The sequence below is a fragment of the Polymorphospora rubra genome (genome assembly GCF_018324255.1).
In the GTDB taxonomy this organism is placed as follows: Bacteria; Actinomycetota; Actinomycetes; order Mycobacteriales; family Micromonosporaceae; genus Polymorphospora; species Polymorphospora rubra.
In genome coordinates, this window is record NZ_AP023359.1 from 7039481 (window position 1) to 7054122 (window position 14642).

The 14642-nt window shown below is 70.8% G+C and carries 14 protein-coding genes and 1 pseudogene; 6 read left to right on the top strand and 9 right to left on the bottom strand.

Going from position 1 to position 14642, the window contains the following annotated elements; translation table 11 throughout:
• Positions 1-118 precede the first annotated feature (118 nt).
• Positions 119-661 carry a dihydrofolate reductase family protein gene (locus Prubr_RS30880; protein WP_212818471.1) on the top strand — a complete coding sequence of 181 codons (543 nt, stop codon included), beginning with the start codon at positions 119-121 and terminating at the stop codon, positions 659-661.
• 49 nt (positions 662-710) lie between these two features.
• Here the strand turns inward: Prubr_RS30880 and Prubr_RS30885 are convergent, their stop codons facing one another.
• Together Prubr_RS30885 and Prubr_RS30890 are read right to left on the bottom strand one after the other, a co-directional pair.
• Complete coding sequence (locus Prubr_RS30885; protein ID WP_246567879.1) at positions 711-1412, bottom strand: class I SAM-dependent methyltransferase; 702 nt, start codon at positions 1410-1412, stop codon at positions 711-713.
• A gap of 153 nt (positions 1413-1565) precedes the next feature.
• Complete coding sequence (locus tag Prubr_RS30890) at positions 1566-2771, bottom strand: lanthionine synthetase LanC family protein (RefSeq protein ID WP_212818473.1); 1206 nt, start codon at positions 2769-2771, stop codon at positions 1566-1568.
• 477 nt (positions 2772-3248) lie between these two features.
• Between Prubr_RS30890 and Prubr_RS30895 the strand changes: the two genes are divergently transcribed.
• Positions 3249-3749 carry a hypothetical protein gene (locus tag Prubr_RS30895; protein ID WP_212818475.1) on the top strand — a complete coding sequence of 167 codons (501 nt, stop codon included), beginning with the start codon at positions 3249-3251 and terminating at the stop codon, positions 3747-3749.
• A gap of 231 nt (positions 3750-3980) precedes the next feature.
• On the opposite strand, the gene Prubr_RS37350 is transcribed toward Prubr_RS30895, so the two are convergent.
• Together Prubr_RS37350 and Prubr_RS30900 are read right to left on the bottom strand one after the other, a co-directional pair.
• A complete protein-coding gene (locus Prubr_RS37350) occupies positions 3981-4217 on the bottom strand; it encodes a Rossmann-fold NAD(P)-binding domain-containing protein (RefSeq protein ID WP_246567881.1) in 237 nt (78 codons plus the stop codon).
• Between the two features lie 8 nt (positions 4218-4225).
• Positions 4226-4924 carry an SDR family oxidoreductase gene (locus tag Prubr_RS30900; RefSeq protein WP_246567883.1) on the bottom strand — a complete coding sequence of 233 codons (699 nt, stop codon included), beginning with the start codon at positions 4922-4924 and terminating at the stop codon, positions 4226-4228.
• Positions 4925-5339: 415 nt separating this feature from the next.
• Between Prubr_RS30900 and Prubr_RS37355 the strand changes: the two genes are divergently transcribed.
• Positions 5340-5606, top strand: a complete 267-nt coding sequence (locus Prubr_RS37355) for an MmyB family transcriptional regulator (RefSeq protein ID WP_246567885.1) — start codon at positions 5340-5342, stop codon at positions 5604-5606.
• A gap of 23 nt (positions 5607-5629) precedes the next feature.
• Here the strand turns inward: Prubr_RS37355 and Prubr_RS30910 are convergent, their stop codons facing one another.
• Positions 5630-6067: an Atu4866 domain-containing protein gene (locus Prubr_RS30910; protein ID WP_212818477.1), complete on the bottom strand. Its 438-nt coding sequence runs from the start codon at positions 6065-6067 to the stop codon at positions 5630-5632.
• A gap of 1 nt (position 6068) precedes the next feature.
• Positions 6069-6392 carry an SDR family oxidoreductase gene (locus Prubr_RS30915; protein WP_212818479.1) on the bottom strand — a complete coding sequence of 108 codons (324 nt, stop codon included), beginning with the start codon at positions 6390-6392 and terminating at the stop codon, positions 6069-6071.
• 425 nt (positions 6393-6817) lie between these two features.
• Here Prubr_RS30915 and Prubr_RS30920 point away from each other — a divergent pair, with 425 nt between their 5' ends.
• From Prubr_RS30920 to Prubr_RS30930, 3 genes are all read left to right on the top strand, one after another.
• Positions 6818-7114 carry a hypothetical protein gene (locus Prubr_RS30920; protein ID WP_212818481.1) on the top strand — a complete coding sequence of 99 codons (297 nt, stop codon included), beginning with the start codon at positions 6818-6820 and terminating at the stop codon, positions 7112-7114.
• Positions 7115-7227: 113 nt separating this feature from the next.
• Positions 7228-7782, top strand: a complete 555-nt coding sequence (locus Prubr_RS30925) for a winged helix-turn-helix domain-containing protein (protein WP_212818483.1) — start codon at positions 7228-7230, stop codon at positions 7780-7782.
• Positions 7779-9104 carry an MFS transporter gene (locus tag Prubr_RS30930; RefSeq protein ID WP_212818485.1) on the top strand — a complete coding sequence of 442 codons (1326 nt, stop codon included), beginning with the start codon at positions 7779-7781 and terminating at the stop codon, positions 9102-9104. The genes Prubr_RS30925 and Prubr_RS30930 overlap by 4 nt, the downstream gene beginning before the upstream one ends.
• On the opposite strand, the gene Prubr_RS38390 is transcribed toward Prubr_RS30930, so the two are convergent.
• The 3 genes and pseudogenes from Prubr_RS38390 to Prubr_RS30940 form a co-directional block, all read right to left on the bottom strand.
• Entirely contained in the window at positions 9101-12250 is a 3150-nt protein-coding gene (locus tag Prubr_RS38390; RefSeq protein WP_425518074.1) for an amino acid adenylation domain-containing protein, read from the bottom strand. The two genes, Prubr_RS30930 and Prubr_RS38390, sit on opposite strands and share 4 nt — an antisense overlap.
• Before the next feature lie 15 nt (positions 12251-12265).
• Positions 12266-13542, bottom strand: a pseudogene (locus tag Prubr_RS38395) (condensation domain-containing protein); the annotation flags it as partial.
• A complete protein-coding gene (locus tag Prubr_RS30940) occupies positions 13539-14627 on the bottom strand; it encodes a MupA/Atu3671 family FMN-dependent luciferase-like monooxygenase (RefSeq protein ID WP_212818489.1) in 1089 nt (362 codons plus the stop codon). The gene Prubr_RS30940 and the pseudogene Prubr_RS38395, both read right to left, overlap by 4 nt.
• Positions 14628-14642: the final 15 nt, after the last annotated feature.

The following is a 14642-nucleotide window of genomic DNA, read 5'->3' on the forward strand; positions in this document are numbered from 1 at the left end:
ACGGCCAGCAGGTCGGCGGGCTCGCCGACCACCGCAGATACGCGTGCAACCGCCGTTGCCTCCCCACCGGCCGAACTATGATTCGGCCCCGGGCCCCCAAAACCCTTGGAGAAGGCGCATGAGCGATGTGAGCATCGGCACCGGCAAAGTGGTCGTGAACAGGGCGATGTCGCTGGACGGGTTCATCGCCGGTCCTGGCCACGCGATGGACTGGATCTTCGAGTACCTGACTGCGGATACGTTCCCGGAGGTTATGGCGGCCACGGGTGCCATGCTCGTCGGCCGGGGCACGTACGAGGTCGCCAAGCGCATGGCCGACCAGGACACCCCCTACGACGGGGGAGGACAGTTCATCCTCACCCACGAGCCTCCCGACGAGCCGGACCCTACCGTCACGTTCCTCACCTGTGACATCGAGGAAGCCGTTGCCACGGCACGCAGCGCCGCGGGCGGCAGGAACCTGGAGATCCTCGGTGCTGACGTGGCCGCCCAGTGCCTGCAGCGCGGGCTCGTCGACGAGATCCTGGTGTATGTCCTACCGGTGCTGCTCGGCGACGGTGTCCGCTTCTCGCCCCCAAGCCTCGACAGGATCGACCTGGAGCCTCTCAGCAACACCCAGTCGGGCGCCGTCACGATGCTCCGCTTCCGCGTGCGGAAGTAGGCGCAGCCCTCCAGCAGTTGACACCACCACGCAGCGGACACCCTGACGTCTAGGCGGACTCGAGGACAAAGAAGAGGAAACACATGAAGGACCCGGAGCCCTTGACCTTGTCGGGTGGAAGCATCTCCGCAGGAGTGTCCGGAGAAGGGGGCGGTTCGCTGATCGTCACGATGCGGAACCCTGCGGCAGCAAAAGCATCTGACATGGCGTGCAGCGGTCGGTGCCAGAAGGTCAGCCACACAGTCTGACCGTCCATGATGTAGTCCTCGGAATACTTCGTGAGCGCGAAGTAGTCGTCGTCGGGATGCGTGACCGGAAAGCCGGCCGGATGCATGACCGAGAGTATCAGGCGACCGCCTGGCTTCAGCACGCGATGCAGTTCGGCGAGGGGGCCCGACCAGTCCTCCAGGTAGTGCAGGACCAGGGACGCGACGACGTCATCGAACTCGGCGTCTGCGAAGGGCAAGGGCTTGCTCAGGTCCGCCACGTGCAGGTCGGCGTCTTCGCCCAGCCGTTGGCGGGCCAGGTTGACCATGGCCGCACTCACGTCGAAGCTGGTGACCACGGCTCCCCTGGCGCGCAGCGCCGCTGACAACGGGCCGGAACCGCACCCCGCGTCGAGGATTCGGCGGCCGGAGACGTCGTCGGCGAGGCGAAGCATCGCGGGCCGCTCGTAGTAGGCGTTGAAGAGGCCAGACTCGTTCTCCGCCGCGTAGGCGTCTGCGAAGTTGTCGTAGTCGGTTGCTGTCACCGTGACCCCGTTCCCGTGAGAGGCGAGGGTGCATGTCTACCAAAGCCGCATGGGTGCGACAAACAAGCACCCGGCTCGTGCGCGTGGGCCAGGACCCGATCCCACGTCCCGTCCGCTGCCCCAACCGCTCCTCGTAGCTCGGCACGACACCCCCTAGTCACGCACGAACGTCACGCGCCCTGACGTGGCGGGCGAGTGGTCGGGCCACGGCACGGCGTACGGTGCGTCGGCTCCGGCAGCGACCCGGGCGAACCGCAACAGCTCGCGGATGATGCCGGCGTTGCCCATCGCCCAGCCGACGTGGGGCTCGAGTGTGCTGGGCGTCGCCCGGTGCTCGTCATTCGACCAACGCACCCCGTCGGCGTCGACGGTCGCGTGGGTGATCAGGTCGTCGACCAGCACGCCGGCGAAGTCGAGCGACTCCGTCTGCTCGACGTGCCGGTCGCAGGCCAGCGCCAGGACTCCTGCGGTCCCGCAGCACCGGCCGTTGTTGTCCCAGAAGCCGGGGCGCACGCGGCGCGGAAGGCCGCAGTGGGTGACGGTCTGCCAGCACCGGTCGGCCAGAGCGGTCCAGGCAGGGTCCTTGGTGAGTGCACCGAGAAGCCGGAAGACCTGCGCGTCACCCGCTGGGCCGTTGCACCAGCCGTAGCTGTATCGCTCGATCAGTTCGGGTCGGTGTGGCGGGTCGGAATGCGGGACGAGAAAGCCCGCCGGTCCTGCCTCGTCACGGGACACCACGTCGGCGGCACCCGCCAGGGCCAGTTCGATCAGGTCGTCACGGCCAGCGGCGGCGCCTACGGCCGCGAGCGCGTACACGATGCCGAGCGTGCCGTGCGCGATGTGATGCGAACGCGCGGGGCTGGGGCGAACCGCCCAGTTGACTCCGCCGGGAGTCGGGTCGGCGGTGGCGAGGTACGGCTCCACGGCGAGGACGGCGAGGTCGAGGTCGCCGGCGTGTAGCGCGCCCAGCGCGATGCCGGCGTTGCCGAAAAGCAGCTCGAACATTTCATTCCAGCGCCGCCCGTCGAATCGCGAACGCACCCGGCTCAGTGCCCGTGAGGCCGCTCGGTCAGCCGCCGGATCGTCGAGCAGGCCGTGTACCGCACGCAAAGCCACCGCCGTACCGGTCAGACCGAAATACAGTGAACAGTTCTCCTCGCCGTCAACAGCAGCGGCCAGCGCTCCCGCGCCACGTAGGGCGGCGTCGCCGTACCGGTCGTCCCGGAAGTGCCGCTGGGCTTCCAGCAACGCGAGCACGACACCGGCCCCGCCGCTGTACAACGTGTGGTCAACCTCCTCGTCGACTGCGGTGCTCGCCCACGTCAGGCCGGCGCCGTTGCCACGCGCTGCCCCGAGCATCCAGTCGAGAGCTCCCGCGGCCAGAGTCTCTGCTGCTCCCGCTTGCGGGGCGCGGGGCTGGCTGTGGCTGCCGGTTTCCATCCGGCCATCACACCAGATCGATCTGTCGGTCCGACGGGAGCGGCACGCGTACCCGCCAGGACGGTCCGTGGCAGCGACTTCGTGCGACCCTACAGGTGGACCACGCGACAACCGGGAGCAGGCGTGGCGAGGGGTGAGCCGGATGACCGAACGGGACATGTCGCACCTGCTGGATCGGGCCGCCGGGTCGGGCGAGCCGCCCCGGGGGTGGAGCGAGTCGTCACGCGCGGCGAAGCTCGGGCCCGACGCCGGTGGGCGCCGTCGGCCGCGGCTGCGACCGCGGCCGTCATCGTGGTGGTCGGAGTCGCGTACGCGCTGCGGCCCACCGAACCGGGCGGGTCACCGCCAGCTCATGGGGTGGCGGGGACCACCACGAGTGATGTGACGGGCGACCTGGTGAGGCGCCTGCGGCAGAGCAGCGGTGCGGAGTTCGCCACCGATCGACTGCTCGTGATCGGCGCTGCGGGCGACGAGACGGTCGCCGTACTTCGACGGGACGCGCGCCCGGACGAAGCACGTGCCGGTGGACGCGCCGCCGAGGTGTGGGTGGCCCGTGGCCCTGGGATGTTCCACCGCGCGGTCGACTACATCTCCTATGACCTCGCCTGTACGGCAGACGACTCCGGGTGCGCGAGCATGAGGCCGGACGGCCTCGGGTTCGCCGCGATCAGACGGCAGCCGGGCGGCCGCACCTTCGTCGTCGTCGCGGAGACAGGGAACCACGAGGTCACCGTTCGCACCGCCGAAGGCGAGGCGAAGAACGTGGGGCCGATCCCCACCGGCGGAATAGTCGAGGTGGCCACGGAGCATCCGTGGCAGATCCGGCTTGAGATCGCCCCCACCCCCGGCCAGGCGTACGTGTTGCCGGTCCCACCGGGAGGCGTCATCGAGGACTAGGCGGGCCTGGCACCACGCCCCTCGCCCCGGCCGGGTCCGGCCCGGCAGATGATCACCGAAGGGCTGCGGGCCCTCACCTGCGGGGCGGACCGATCAGCGGATCCTGCTTGTCCGGCGACGTCAGCTCGTCACCTGCCGGAACGCTCTCGGACCTGTGCTGCGGGTCCCGGCCTGGGAGCGGCGGCTGGCTGTCGTTCGGTACCGGCGCTGCGGCGAGCCCGTCGCGCGCGGTCAGGCCGTGACGAACGCGGTCCTGGTGAGCTGCTCGGACACCCTCCAGACCCGCGCGGCCTCCTCGGCGCTGCGCAGCGGCGCATACATCCGCTGCTCGGCCGGCGGACCCCCCAGGTTCCCCGGGCCGCTCGGCCCGTACAGGACACCGGGCTTGGCGCTCGGATCGGTCGCGGCCGTGAGCGCGGGCAGCTTCGCGGTCTCGACGGTGCCCGCCAGGATGCCGCGGGCGGACATGGCCCGGATCAGGCGTATCGCGGGGGTGTCCTGGCTGCGGCCGAGCTCGGGCGGGCGGCCAGGAGGCTGGTGGGGGCCACCCCGGGGTGGGAGAGGTTGCTGGTGATGCCCCAACCGTGCGCCCGGCTGCGCCGGTCCAGTTCCAGACCGAACATTCCGAACGCGATCTTCGACTGGCTGTAGGCACGCATGCCGTGGTAGGACCGCTCCCAGTTCAGATCGTCCCAGTTGATCACACCACGCCGGGCGGCCACGCTGACCTGCGATGTCACCCGCGCCCGGCCCGCCCGCAGCAGCGGGAGCAACCCCGCGACCAGCGCGAAGTGGCCGAGGTGGTTGGTGCCGAACTGCAGTTCGAACCCGTCGGCCGTGGTCTGCCGGTTCGGCGGCCGCATCACGCCCGCGTTGTTGATCAGGAGGTGGATCGGACGGCCCTCCCCGCGCAGGGCGTCACTCAGGGTCGCGACCGACTCCAGCGAGGACAGGTCGAGGCTGCGGAGCGAGACGTTCGCACCTGGTGCGGCCTGCCGGATCGTGGTGATCGCGGCCTCGCCCTTGCGCGGATTGCGGACGGGCAGGATCACCTCGGCGCCGGCCGCGGCCAGCCGCGCGGCCATCCCCAGGCCCATCCCGTCGCTCGCGCCGGTCACGACGGCGCGTTTTCCGGACAGGTCGGGGACGGTGATGTCGATCGGTGTACGCGGCACTGGTCTGCTCCCTCACGTGGTTGTCCGGATTTCCGGGCTACGCCGTCGATCGTCGGCCGAAAGCGCCGCGGTATCCACGGCCTGCCGATCACAGGCTCGCCAGGTCACCCCTTCGACTGAAGTCGGGGGGATCGGCGGACCGTGGCTACCTCTTCATGCGGCCGGTAGAAACGGGGCAGTACGCGAAGGGGAAACGTCGTGATCGATCGCACCGGACCGGCGGAGTTCCTCCGCAACCGACGTGAGGCACTGCAAGACGAGCGCGACCACCTGTTCCGCCTCGCCGGCCACGGCCCGCCGCCAGGGGCACGTCCAACGAGCACATCAGTCCCGGCCTGCTGCGGGTACTCGACCGCCTGGCCGACACCCCGCCGAGATCGTCACCGAACTGGGCGAGCCCCTGCGGCAGTCCCCGATGGGCGTCGCGCTCACCGGGGACACGACGCGGTACACCGGGCCCGCCCGCAGCGCGGGCTACCGATGGTTCACCGACCCACGCCGCGGGGCTACGCGAGCTGGTCACCCTTCGGGGCCGGACTCCCGGGCGGCGCGCCTGACCGAACTGCTGCTGGCTCGTAGCGAGGAGGTCCGGCGGGTGTGGAACGACCACGAGATCGGGGTACGTCCGCACGAGGTCAAGCACTTCGTCCACCCCGAGGTCGGCGCGCAGAAGCTGTGCTGAGGTCCACCTCTGCCGTGCCGCCGTCAGGAGAGAGATGGCCTGGTTGATTCGCGCGTGGCGACAGCCCGACGGTGGGCCGCGCTGCCCTCGCGATAGAACAGGTAGCCGCCGTGGTGCAGGACGTCCCCTTCGAAGCGGCCGTCGGCGGTGAAACCGCTGTCGTCCCAATAGTCGATGTGGTCGCCGGTCACCTCGTACCGGCCGGTGTAGGCACTGTCCCGTTGCCCACGCGCCTCGTCGTATCGGCCGTCGGCCAGCAACTCCTGCCGGATGTGGTTGTCGGCGGTCACCCACATCCCGACGTACGGGTGTGTGGTCCCGGAGGTCGGGGACGACGCCTGCGCCGTGGACCGCGCGGGCTGTGGCGTCGACGGTGTCTCCGTCCCGCAGGCGGTGAGCGCCACCGTCGCGGACAGGGCGGCGGCCGCCGTGGACAACCTGCTTCGCTCGATGCCGGACATGTCAGCCTCGCTGCCTGGTCGGACGGATGATGATCTCGTTGACGTCGACGTCCGCCGGCTGATCGACGGCGAACGAGATCGCCCGCGCGACCCGCCCGAACTGCGCGACCGCACTGTCGACGAACGCCGCGACGTCGCCGCGGTCGGTCACGTCGAGCCGCCGTACCCGGATGTTGTCGTGGCGATCGGCGAGCGCGGCGAGCCGCTCTCGCCGACGTGCGCCCGCGACCACGTCATGTCCCTCGCCGGCCAGGCGCAGTGCGACCGCCTCGCCGATTCCGCTGCTCGCGCCGGTGACCAGAACTACCTTGGTGGTGGGTTCCATGGATCCACCCTCCGGGTTCCGGCGGCTGTGAGACAGGGCGTGTCACACCCAGGCAGACCCTCCCGGTCGCCGCGCCCCTGTGAACAGGTGCTGGACGCCCTGGCTGCGTTGCACGCGCATGCTGCGTAGCGTCTCCGCTGGCGGGTAAGGTCACCACCGGCTCGGCGAAACGTCCCGCAGCAGCCCACGCCGCAGGAGACATCGCGAGCTCGCCCTGCTGAGCAGGGCACACATACAGAAGTTGGTGTCCAAGTGGGACTCGAGCCCCAGGTGTTGCACCTGTGCACCAAACGGACGCACAAGCGACGTAGGTTAGCAGGACCGTCCACATAGGGATCTTGGCTCGGCGTCAACCACCGTCTGGTCCGGCGGTCAACCGCATGTGGGTGTGAGTTTCGGGCGGGTGCGCCTGCCACCAGCGGTCGATGTCGACGGTGGCGCCGTCGACGGTGGAGCACAGCCATACCGATCTGATTCTGCAGGCGACAAAATTGAGGGGTCCAATGGACTCAGTGACCGACCCGAGGCCCGAAGATCTGGCGTTCCGGATCGTCAGCCTGCTGCGCGCGGTTCATCCGCTGCGGGTTGGCGTGGCGATGCGCCAGGCCGACACGATCCTGACGCCCCTGGCACCGGACGACCGGGCCGCGGTGCTGGACCGCGCCATCCATCTGGCCCTGACAGCCGACGAGGGCTGGGCGACGATCACGCATCGCCGGTAAGCCCGCCCCCGGTGCAGCCTTACCGCGTTCGACCGCGCTGTAGCGGTACGCGCCACTTTCTCATCCGCAGAGAAGTCTCTGCAGACGGTTCTTGTCAGGTGTAGCGTGAACCCATGGAACCAACCGTCCGGAGGTTGGACGCGCGCAGCTTGCGCGGCCTCGCCCATCCCCTGCGCCTGCGAATCCTCGATGCCCTGCGGCTCGACGGGCCCTCGAACTCCAGCCACCTCGCCACGCGCTTCGGCGAGAACACCGGCACGATCAGCTGGCACCTGCGCCAGCTCGCCCGGCACGGGTTCATCGAGGAGGACATCGGGCGCGGCGACCAACACGAGCGGTGGTGGCGCGCACCGACCCGCAAGGAGATTCTGGACACCAGCGAACTGGACCGGGCCGCCGTGTCAGGTGTGGTGAAGGAACTGCTGCGCTGGAGCTTCGGCCGGGTCACGGAGTACCTGCAGGAGGACTGGCCAAAGGAGTGGCGCGAGGCCAGCACCGTCGCCGAGTGGACCGAGCTGCGTCTCACCACCCATCAGCTGCGTGAGCTCAGCGAGCGGCTGACCGGGGTGGTCGAGGAATACCTCCACGCCCAGCCGGAGCCGGACGCGCTCCCGGTGGTGGTGCAGCTCCAGGCGTTCCCCCGGAAACCAGTTCAGAAGTCCCAATGACCGGCCTGCTGCGCCGTCACCGGGACTTCCGTCTGTTGTTCGGCGCCGAGGTCACCGGGAAGTTCGGCGCCGCGTTCACCGGCGTTGCCATGCCGCTCGCCGCCGTTGCCGTGATGGACGCCAGCACGTTCCAGGTCAGCCTCCTCAGTGCCGCGATCTGGCTGCCGTGGCTGCTCCTCGGGCTGCCCGCCGGCGCCTGGGTGGATCGACTGGCCCGGCGCCCGATCATGCTCTGGTCGGTGGCGGCCTGCCTGGTCCTTTATCTGAGCATCGGGGTCGCCGCATGGCTCGACCTTTTCGTGTTCGGCTGGCTGCTGACAGTTTCTCTGCTGGTCGGCGCGGCCGCGGTCTTCTTTCAGGTCGCCTACACCGCCTACCTGCCCTCGCTGCTCGCCCCCGATGACCTGGTGGAGGGCAACGCCAAGCTGCACGGCAGCGCCTCGGCCGCGCAGATCCTGGGCCAGGGTGGCGGAGGCTTCCTCATCCAGTTGGTCGGCCCGGTCAGCGGGCTGCTCGCCAACGCCGGCACGTTCGCCGTGAGCCTGCTCTGCCTGTTCGGCATCCGGCACCGCGAGCCGCCCCGCATCCGGCAGAAGCCGCCGCGCGGCGCATTCGCCCGTGAGGTCCGCGACGGGCTGCTGCTGGCCGCGCGGGACCCGTGGTTCCGGGCCTATGCGCTCTACGGCGCGTTCGCCAATCTGTGCCTGATGGGCTACCAGTCCATCCTCGTGGTGTTCCTGGTCAACGACGTGCATCAGGGCTCGGGAACCGTCGGTACCCTGATCGCGATAGCCAACGCGGGCGGCGTCGCCGGCGCGCTGATGGCCCGACGCATCTCGTCGCGGCTCGGCACCGCCCGGGCGACGCTGGTCTTCGCCATGGTCTTCACACTCCCGGTCCTGCTGGTGCCGCTGGCTTTCCCGGGATGGGGCGTGATCCTCTATCCGATCGGGGGACTTTGCGCATCCGCGGGAGTGGTGGCGGTCAACGTGCTTAAGGCCGGTTTCCAGCAGCGGTACTGCCCGCCTGAGCTTCTTGGCCGACTCAGTGCCAGCTCCTTCTACCTCAACTACGGCGTGCTGCCGGTCGGCGCGTTGCTCGGCGGCGCGCTGGGCACCGCACTCGGCGTACGCCCGGCCATATGGCTGCTGGTTGCCGGCGTGCCGCTCTCCGGTCTGGTCCTGCTGTTGTCCCCCATGCGCCACCACCGCGACCTGCCCGCCCACCAGCGTGGACAGGAACAACGTGAGCAGCAGCGAGACGAAGAAGGACAACACGTAGGAGCACAGCCCGATGGGCAGCACACCGGTTCGGTCGGTTAGGAACCGGCGAACGTGCGCAGGGCTGCCAGCCAGAGGTCGGCGAGCAAAGCCACCTCCGCACCGTCCAGCAGCGCCGAGGCGTATGCGAAGGCAGCGTAGAGCTGGGGGCCGGACGGCAGGTCGCGCGTCACGGCGCTGATCTCCAGGACGTGTGACATCGGCATGGCCGGGTCGCTGCCACCGCCGACCGGTAGGCTCTCCGGGGCGAAGTCCCAGCCCTGAGCCGCGCCGAACTCGCCGGTGAACCGCCCAAGGTAGTTGAAGATGACCTGGCGCGGTGGCGCCGCGGCCAGCTCCCGCGCGGCCTCGGGGACCAGGTAACGCAACAGTCCGAAGCCCAGGCCGTGATGCGGCGCGGCCTCGCGCTGGGCGAGAATGCGGTCGAGCGCGCGGGCCGGATCGGGGCCACCCTCGAGGCGTACGGGAAACATGCTGGTGAACCAACCGACCGTGGGTGTCAGGTCGATCCCGTCGACGATGTCCTCCCGGCCGTGCCCCTCCACGTCGATCAGAATCGGGGCGCCCCGCCAGCGCTGGACGGCGACAGCAAGCGCGGCCAACAGCACGTCGCCAACGCCCGCTCCGAGCGCGGCCGGAACGCTCGACAGCAGCGGCTCTGTCACCGACGGCGCGAGGTGGCGCTCCACCACGGCGCGGCCGGCCACCACATCCCGTCCGGGATCGAGCCGCCTTCCTGGCAGCAGCTCACCGCCCCCGTCGAGAACATCGCGCCAGAAAGGCAGCTCGGCCGTACGTCCGGGGGCCTCGCGGTGCAGCAACCGGCTCCATCCACGGAACGAGAGACCTCGCGTGTGCGGTGCGCGGCCGGTGAGGTCGGCCAGCACGATGCGCCACGACACTCCGTCGACGGCGAGATGGTGGATGGTGAGCAGCAGCCGTCCCGGCGCCCGGGAGCCGGCGTCGAACCAGACCACCTGGACCAGGTCGCCACAGGCAGGTCCTATGAGGCGCGCGGTGGCGGCCCGGTTGGCCTCGATCAGGGTCGGCAGCTGCGATTCCGGTACACCGCTGACGTCGACGCGTCGGGTGATCGCGCGGGCCGCGGCCATGACGTCACCCGCGGGTGGAATGTGGAGCCGCCAGTCGGGACCGGCGCGGTGCAGGTGGATACGCAACGCGTCGTGTCGGGCCAGCAGACCGGCGACGGTGCTCAGCAGGTCGTTCTCGCGGAGGCCGGGTGGGGCCCGCAGGAGCGTCGACTGGTGATAGCCGTCCGTGGGGCCGCCCAGGTCGCGGAGCCAGTGCACCATCGGGGTGAGCGGCACGGTCCCGACCGGGTCGTCGTCCGGAACCGCCGCGACCGGAGCCGGTGAACCGGTGGCGGCGGCGACCAGCGCCCCCGGCTCCCCAACCGCGGGGGTTGCGGGCGGGGTTTCGAGCGCGGCGGCCAGGGCCTTGGGCGTACGGTGCCGAAAGATGCCCCGGACCGAGAGCCGCAGTCCCGCCGAGCGGGCCCGGGCCACCAGGCGGATCGACGTGATGCTGTCACCGCCGCGGTCGAAGAAGCTGTCATGGGCGGCGACCGCGGACACGCCGAGCACCTCGGCGAAGAGTTCACGTAGCTGACGTTCACGGGGGTCGGCGCTGCTCTCGTCGGGCGTGGCGGCTGGCCGGGAGGGCGGCAGGGCGGACAGCGCCGCGCGGTCCAGCTTGCCGTTGGGCGTCAGCGGTAGGGCGTCCACCACGACCACGGCCGGGATCATGTACTCGGGCAGCACCTCCGCGGCGTGCTGGCGCAGGACCGCCGCGAGATCGTCTGGCGCCGGGCCGTGTGGTACCACGTACGCGGTGAGCACCCGTCCGCGCAGGATCACCGCGACGGTGCCCACGTCGGGGTGGCGGCCCAGCTCCGTCTCGATCTCACCGGGCTCGATCCGGAAGCCGCGGACCTTCAGCTGCCCGTCGACCCGGCCCAGGAAGTCGAGCGTGCCGTCGGCGCGGCGGCGGGCGAGGTCGCCGGTGCGATACATCCGCGTGCCGGGAGGGCCGTACGGGTCGGCGACGAACCGCTGCGCGGTGTGGCCGGCCTGGCCGAGGTAGCCGCGGGCGACCCCGGTCCCCGCGAGGTAGAGCTCCCCGGACACCCCGTCCGGGACGTGCAGCAGGCCCGCGTCGAGCACGTGGGCACGGGTGTTGTCGAGTGGGCGGCCGATGGGCGGCGGGTCGAGATCGGAGTCCAGGACTGCGGCCGTGGACCAGATGGTCGTCTCGGTCGGCCCGTATACATTGACCACCTCACGGGCGGTCGAGCGCAGGCGCCGAGCGAGCGGGCCGGGTAGCGGCTCACCACCGACGAGGATCCGCAGCCCGCGCAGCGCTCCGGGTGCCAGCTCGGCGATGCCGGACCAGAGCGAGGGGGTGGCTTGAACCACGGTGATGGCCTCGTCGGCGATCACCGAGGCCATGGCGGTCGGGTCGCGTACGGCGTCGGGGTCGGCGATGACCAGAGTGGCACCGCGCAGCAGGGGTTGCAGTAGCTCCAACTGCGCGATGTCGAAGCCGGGCGTCGTGACCGACAGCAGCCGATCGCCCGGCCCGATCGGCAGCACCCGCTGCATGGCGTGCAAGAGATTGACGAGGGCCGACCGGGTGACGATCACACCCTTGGGCTGCCCGGTGGAGCCGGAGGTGTAAATGGTGTAAGCGGCGGCGAGCCACCCGGCATCGGCATTCCGGTGCTCGTTGTCACGGCGCACCGATCGCTGGAGTGGAACGACCTCCGGAAGCTTGCCGAACACCAGCAGTGGGTGGGCGTCGGCGAGCATACGAGCCACCCGCGCCTCCGGCTGGCGCGGGTCGATCGGCAGGTAGGCGGCGCCGACCTTCTGCACCGCGAGCACAGCGGTGACCAGGTCCGCGGAGGGCGGCATGACGAGTGCCACCAGGGTTTCCGGCCCAGCGCCCCGGCTGACCAGATACCCGGCGAGGCGGTCGGAGCGCTCGTCCAGCTCGGCGTAGCCGAGGCGGGTGCCCCCGTCTACGACGGCGACGGCACCGGGCGCCGCCGCGACCCGCCGGGCGAAGAGTTCCGGCAGGGTCGAGGCGGGCAGTGAACGCTCCGTCGCTCGGGCGGCGGCGGCGAGACGGGCGTGCTCGAGGGGCGTGAGCAGGTCGATCCGGCTCACCGGGAGGTCGGGCGAGGCCGTGGCGGCCCGCAGGAGGGCGGCATACCGGGCGGCGAAGGACTCCATGGTGGACCGGTCGAAGAGGTCCGGCGTGTACCACAGATCGCCGCCGATGTCGCCGCCGTCGCGTTCGGCCAGGTCGAACAGCAGGTCGAAGAGAAGCTGCTCGGAGCCGTTGCCGGGCAGCAGCTCCACGTGCAGGTCGTGCAGGGCGGGCCTGGCGGACGCCGCGTTGCGCAGGGTCAGCATCACCTGGAACAGCGGGTGGCGGGCGGCCGAGCGCTGGTGACCCGTGGCCTGGACGACCCGCTCGAACGGCACGTCCTGGTTGCGGTACGCCGCGAGGGCGACGGCCCGTGACCGATCGAGGAGCTGTGCGAAGGTGGGATCACCGCCGACGTCGGTGCGCAGCACCAGGGTGTTCATGAAGAAGCCGACCAGACCCTCCAGGTCGCTGTCCGTGCGCCCGGCCACGACCGTGCCGAGCGGAACGTCACGTTCGGCACCGAGGCGGCCGAGCAGGGCCGCGAGCCCGGCCTGCAGAACCATGAAGAGGGTCGCGTCGTGCCGCTGGGCGAGTCGTACGGCGGCCGCGTGCGTATTCGGATCGATCCGCAACGGTACGGCCTCCCCCGGTGCGAGGCGGTTGCGGGCCGGGGGCGATCTGTGGGCAGCGCGATCTGCTCGGGCAGGCCGTCGAGCGTCTCGGCCCAGAACCGCAACTGGCTGTGGACGCGGCTGCGCGGATCGTGCTCGTCACCGAGCAGCTCGTGAAACCACATGGTGTAGTCGGCGTACTGCACGGGCGGCTCCGGCCGGGCGGGCGGGATGCCGGTGCGGCGGGCGCGGTAGCTGTCGGCGAGGTCGAGCAGGAGCGGGGCCGTCGACCAGGCGTCGTACGCGACGTGGTGCACGACGAGGACGAGAACGTGGTCGTCGAGGGCGAGGGCGAGCAGCCGCGCGTACAGGGGTGGCTCCCGGCCGAGGTCGAACGTGTGGGCTGCCACCTCGGCTACGGTCTCGGCGAGCGCGCCCTCACGGACCTCGTCGACGGGCAGCTCGCGCAGGGCGGGGACGTCGTCGACGATCTCCTGGTGCGGTACGCCGCCGGGCGCCGGAAAGACGGTGCGCAGGCTCTCGTGGCGAGCGGCGACATCGCGCAGGGCAGCGGCTAGCGCGTTCCGGTCGAGTCCACCCCTGATGCGCAACGCGAGCGGCACGGTGGGCTGGCGGCCCTCGGCGAGGTGCTGCTGGAACCAGAATCGTAGCTGGCCCGGTGACAGGGGTATCACGGTCGTGCCCCCGTACCCAGAGCGTTCCCAGGGCGCTCGGTACGGGCGCCGGCCTCATCGCGGAGCCGAGCGAGGTGGCGCAGCCCGGCGAGCACCTCGTCCACGCCGACACCGAAGTCGATCAGGCAGGCGATCTCGTCGGCCCCGGCCGCGCGGATCCGCTCCACGGTGACGCGGGCGCGGCCGGCGGTGCCGAACAGGCCGCGGTCGTCGAAGTACCGGTCGAAGGACTCTGCCACCAGGAACTGCAGGTCGTCGGGGTCGAGCGTGGACAGGTCGAGGTCCGGGGCAAGGGCCGACTCGGACCGCAGGACCAGCCCGGCCGAGCTGGCCAGGTAGCCGAGCAGGGGCTCGCGTACGGTGGCGCGGACCTCCTCGGTGTCGGCGCCGAGACAGGTGTGCAGCATGACGGCGACGTGGCCGGGTGCGCCGGGGTGATGCTCCGCGAGCGTACGCCGGTATTCGGCGACCTTCCCGGCGAGGTCGTCGATGGTCTGACCGATCAGGTGGGTGAGGACGCCAGCGCCGGCGCGGCCAGCCGCGCGGAAGGTCTCGGTGTCCCCGGCGCTGGTCAGCCACACGGGCAACTCGGACTGCACCGGTGGTGGGAATATGCGTACCTGGGCCGTGCCGCCAGCGCCGTCGCGTACGGTTCGCTGCTCACCACGCCACAGCCGCCGTACCTCGTCGAGGGTCTGCAGGGTACGGCGCTTGCGGTCCCGGTACGCCTCCGGCGCGAGCGCGAAGTCGAAGGCGTGCCAGCCCGAGGCGAACGACACCCCGGCCCGGCCACCCGAGAGGTTGTCGACGACGGACCACTCCTCGGCGATGCGCAGCGGGTCGTGCAGCGGGGCGACGACGCTGCCCGCACGGATCTGCACGTGGGTGGTGACGGCGGCGACGGCGGCACCGGTGACGGCCGGATTGGGGTAGAGCCCCCCGAAGGGATGGAAGTGCCGCTCGGGTGTCCACACGGCACGGAAGCCGGAGTCGTCGGCGAACCGGGCGCCGTCGAGCAGGAGCCGGTATCGGCCGGACCCGGCGGCCGTGCTGTCGTCGGCGAAGTAGAAGAGGCTGAAATCCACGATGACCTCCGGGTC

What these genes read in the sequence shown, in the direction of transcription:
- Prubr_RS30880 (WP_212818471.1), top strand. Translation starts at nt 119, where the DNA reads ATGAGCGATGTGAGCATCGGCACCGGCAAAGTGGTCGTGAACAGGGCG.
- Prubr_RS37355 (WP_246567885.1), top strand. Translation starts at nt 5,340, where the DNA reads ATGGGCGTCGCGCTCACCGGGGACACGACGCGGTACACCGGGCCCGCC.
- Prubr_RS30915 (WP_212818479.1), bottom strand. Translation starts at nt 6,392, where the DNA reads ATGGAACCCACCACCAAGGTAGTTCTGGTCACCGGCGCGAGCAGCGGA.
- Prubr_RS30925 (WP_212818483.1), top strand. Translation starts at nt 7,228, where the DNA reads ATGGAACCAACCGTCCGGAGGTTGGACGCGCGCAGCTTGCGCGGCCTC.
- Prubr_RS37350 (WP_246567881.1), bottom strand. Translation starts at nt 4,217, where the DNA reads ATGTCCGCCCGCGGCATCCTGGCGGGCACCGTCGAGACCGCGAAGCTG.
- Prubr_RS30930 (WP_212818485.1), top strand. Translation starts at nt 7,779, where the DNA reads ATGACCGGCCTGCTGCGCCGTCACCGGGACTTCCGTCTGTTGTTCGGC.
- Prubr_RS30910 (WP_212818477.1), bottom strand. Translation starts at nt 6,067, where the DNA reads ATGTCCGGCATCGAGCGAAGCAGGTTGTCCACGGCGGCCGCCGCCCTG.
- Prubr_RS30890 (WP_212818473.1), bottom strand. Translation starts at nt 2,771, where the DNA reads ATGCTCGGGGCAGCGCGTGGCAACGGCGCCGGCCTGACGTGGGCGAGC.
- Prubr_RS30920 (WP_212818481.1), top strand. Translation starts at nt 6,818, where the DNA reads ATGTCGACGGTGGCGCCGTCGACGGTGGAGCACAGCCATACCGATCTG.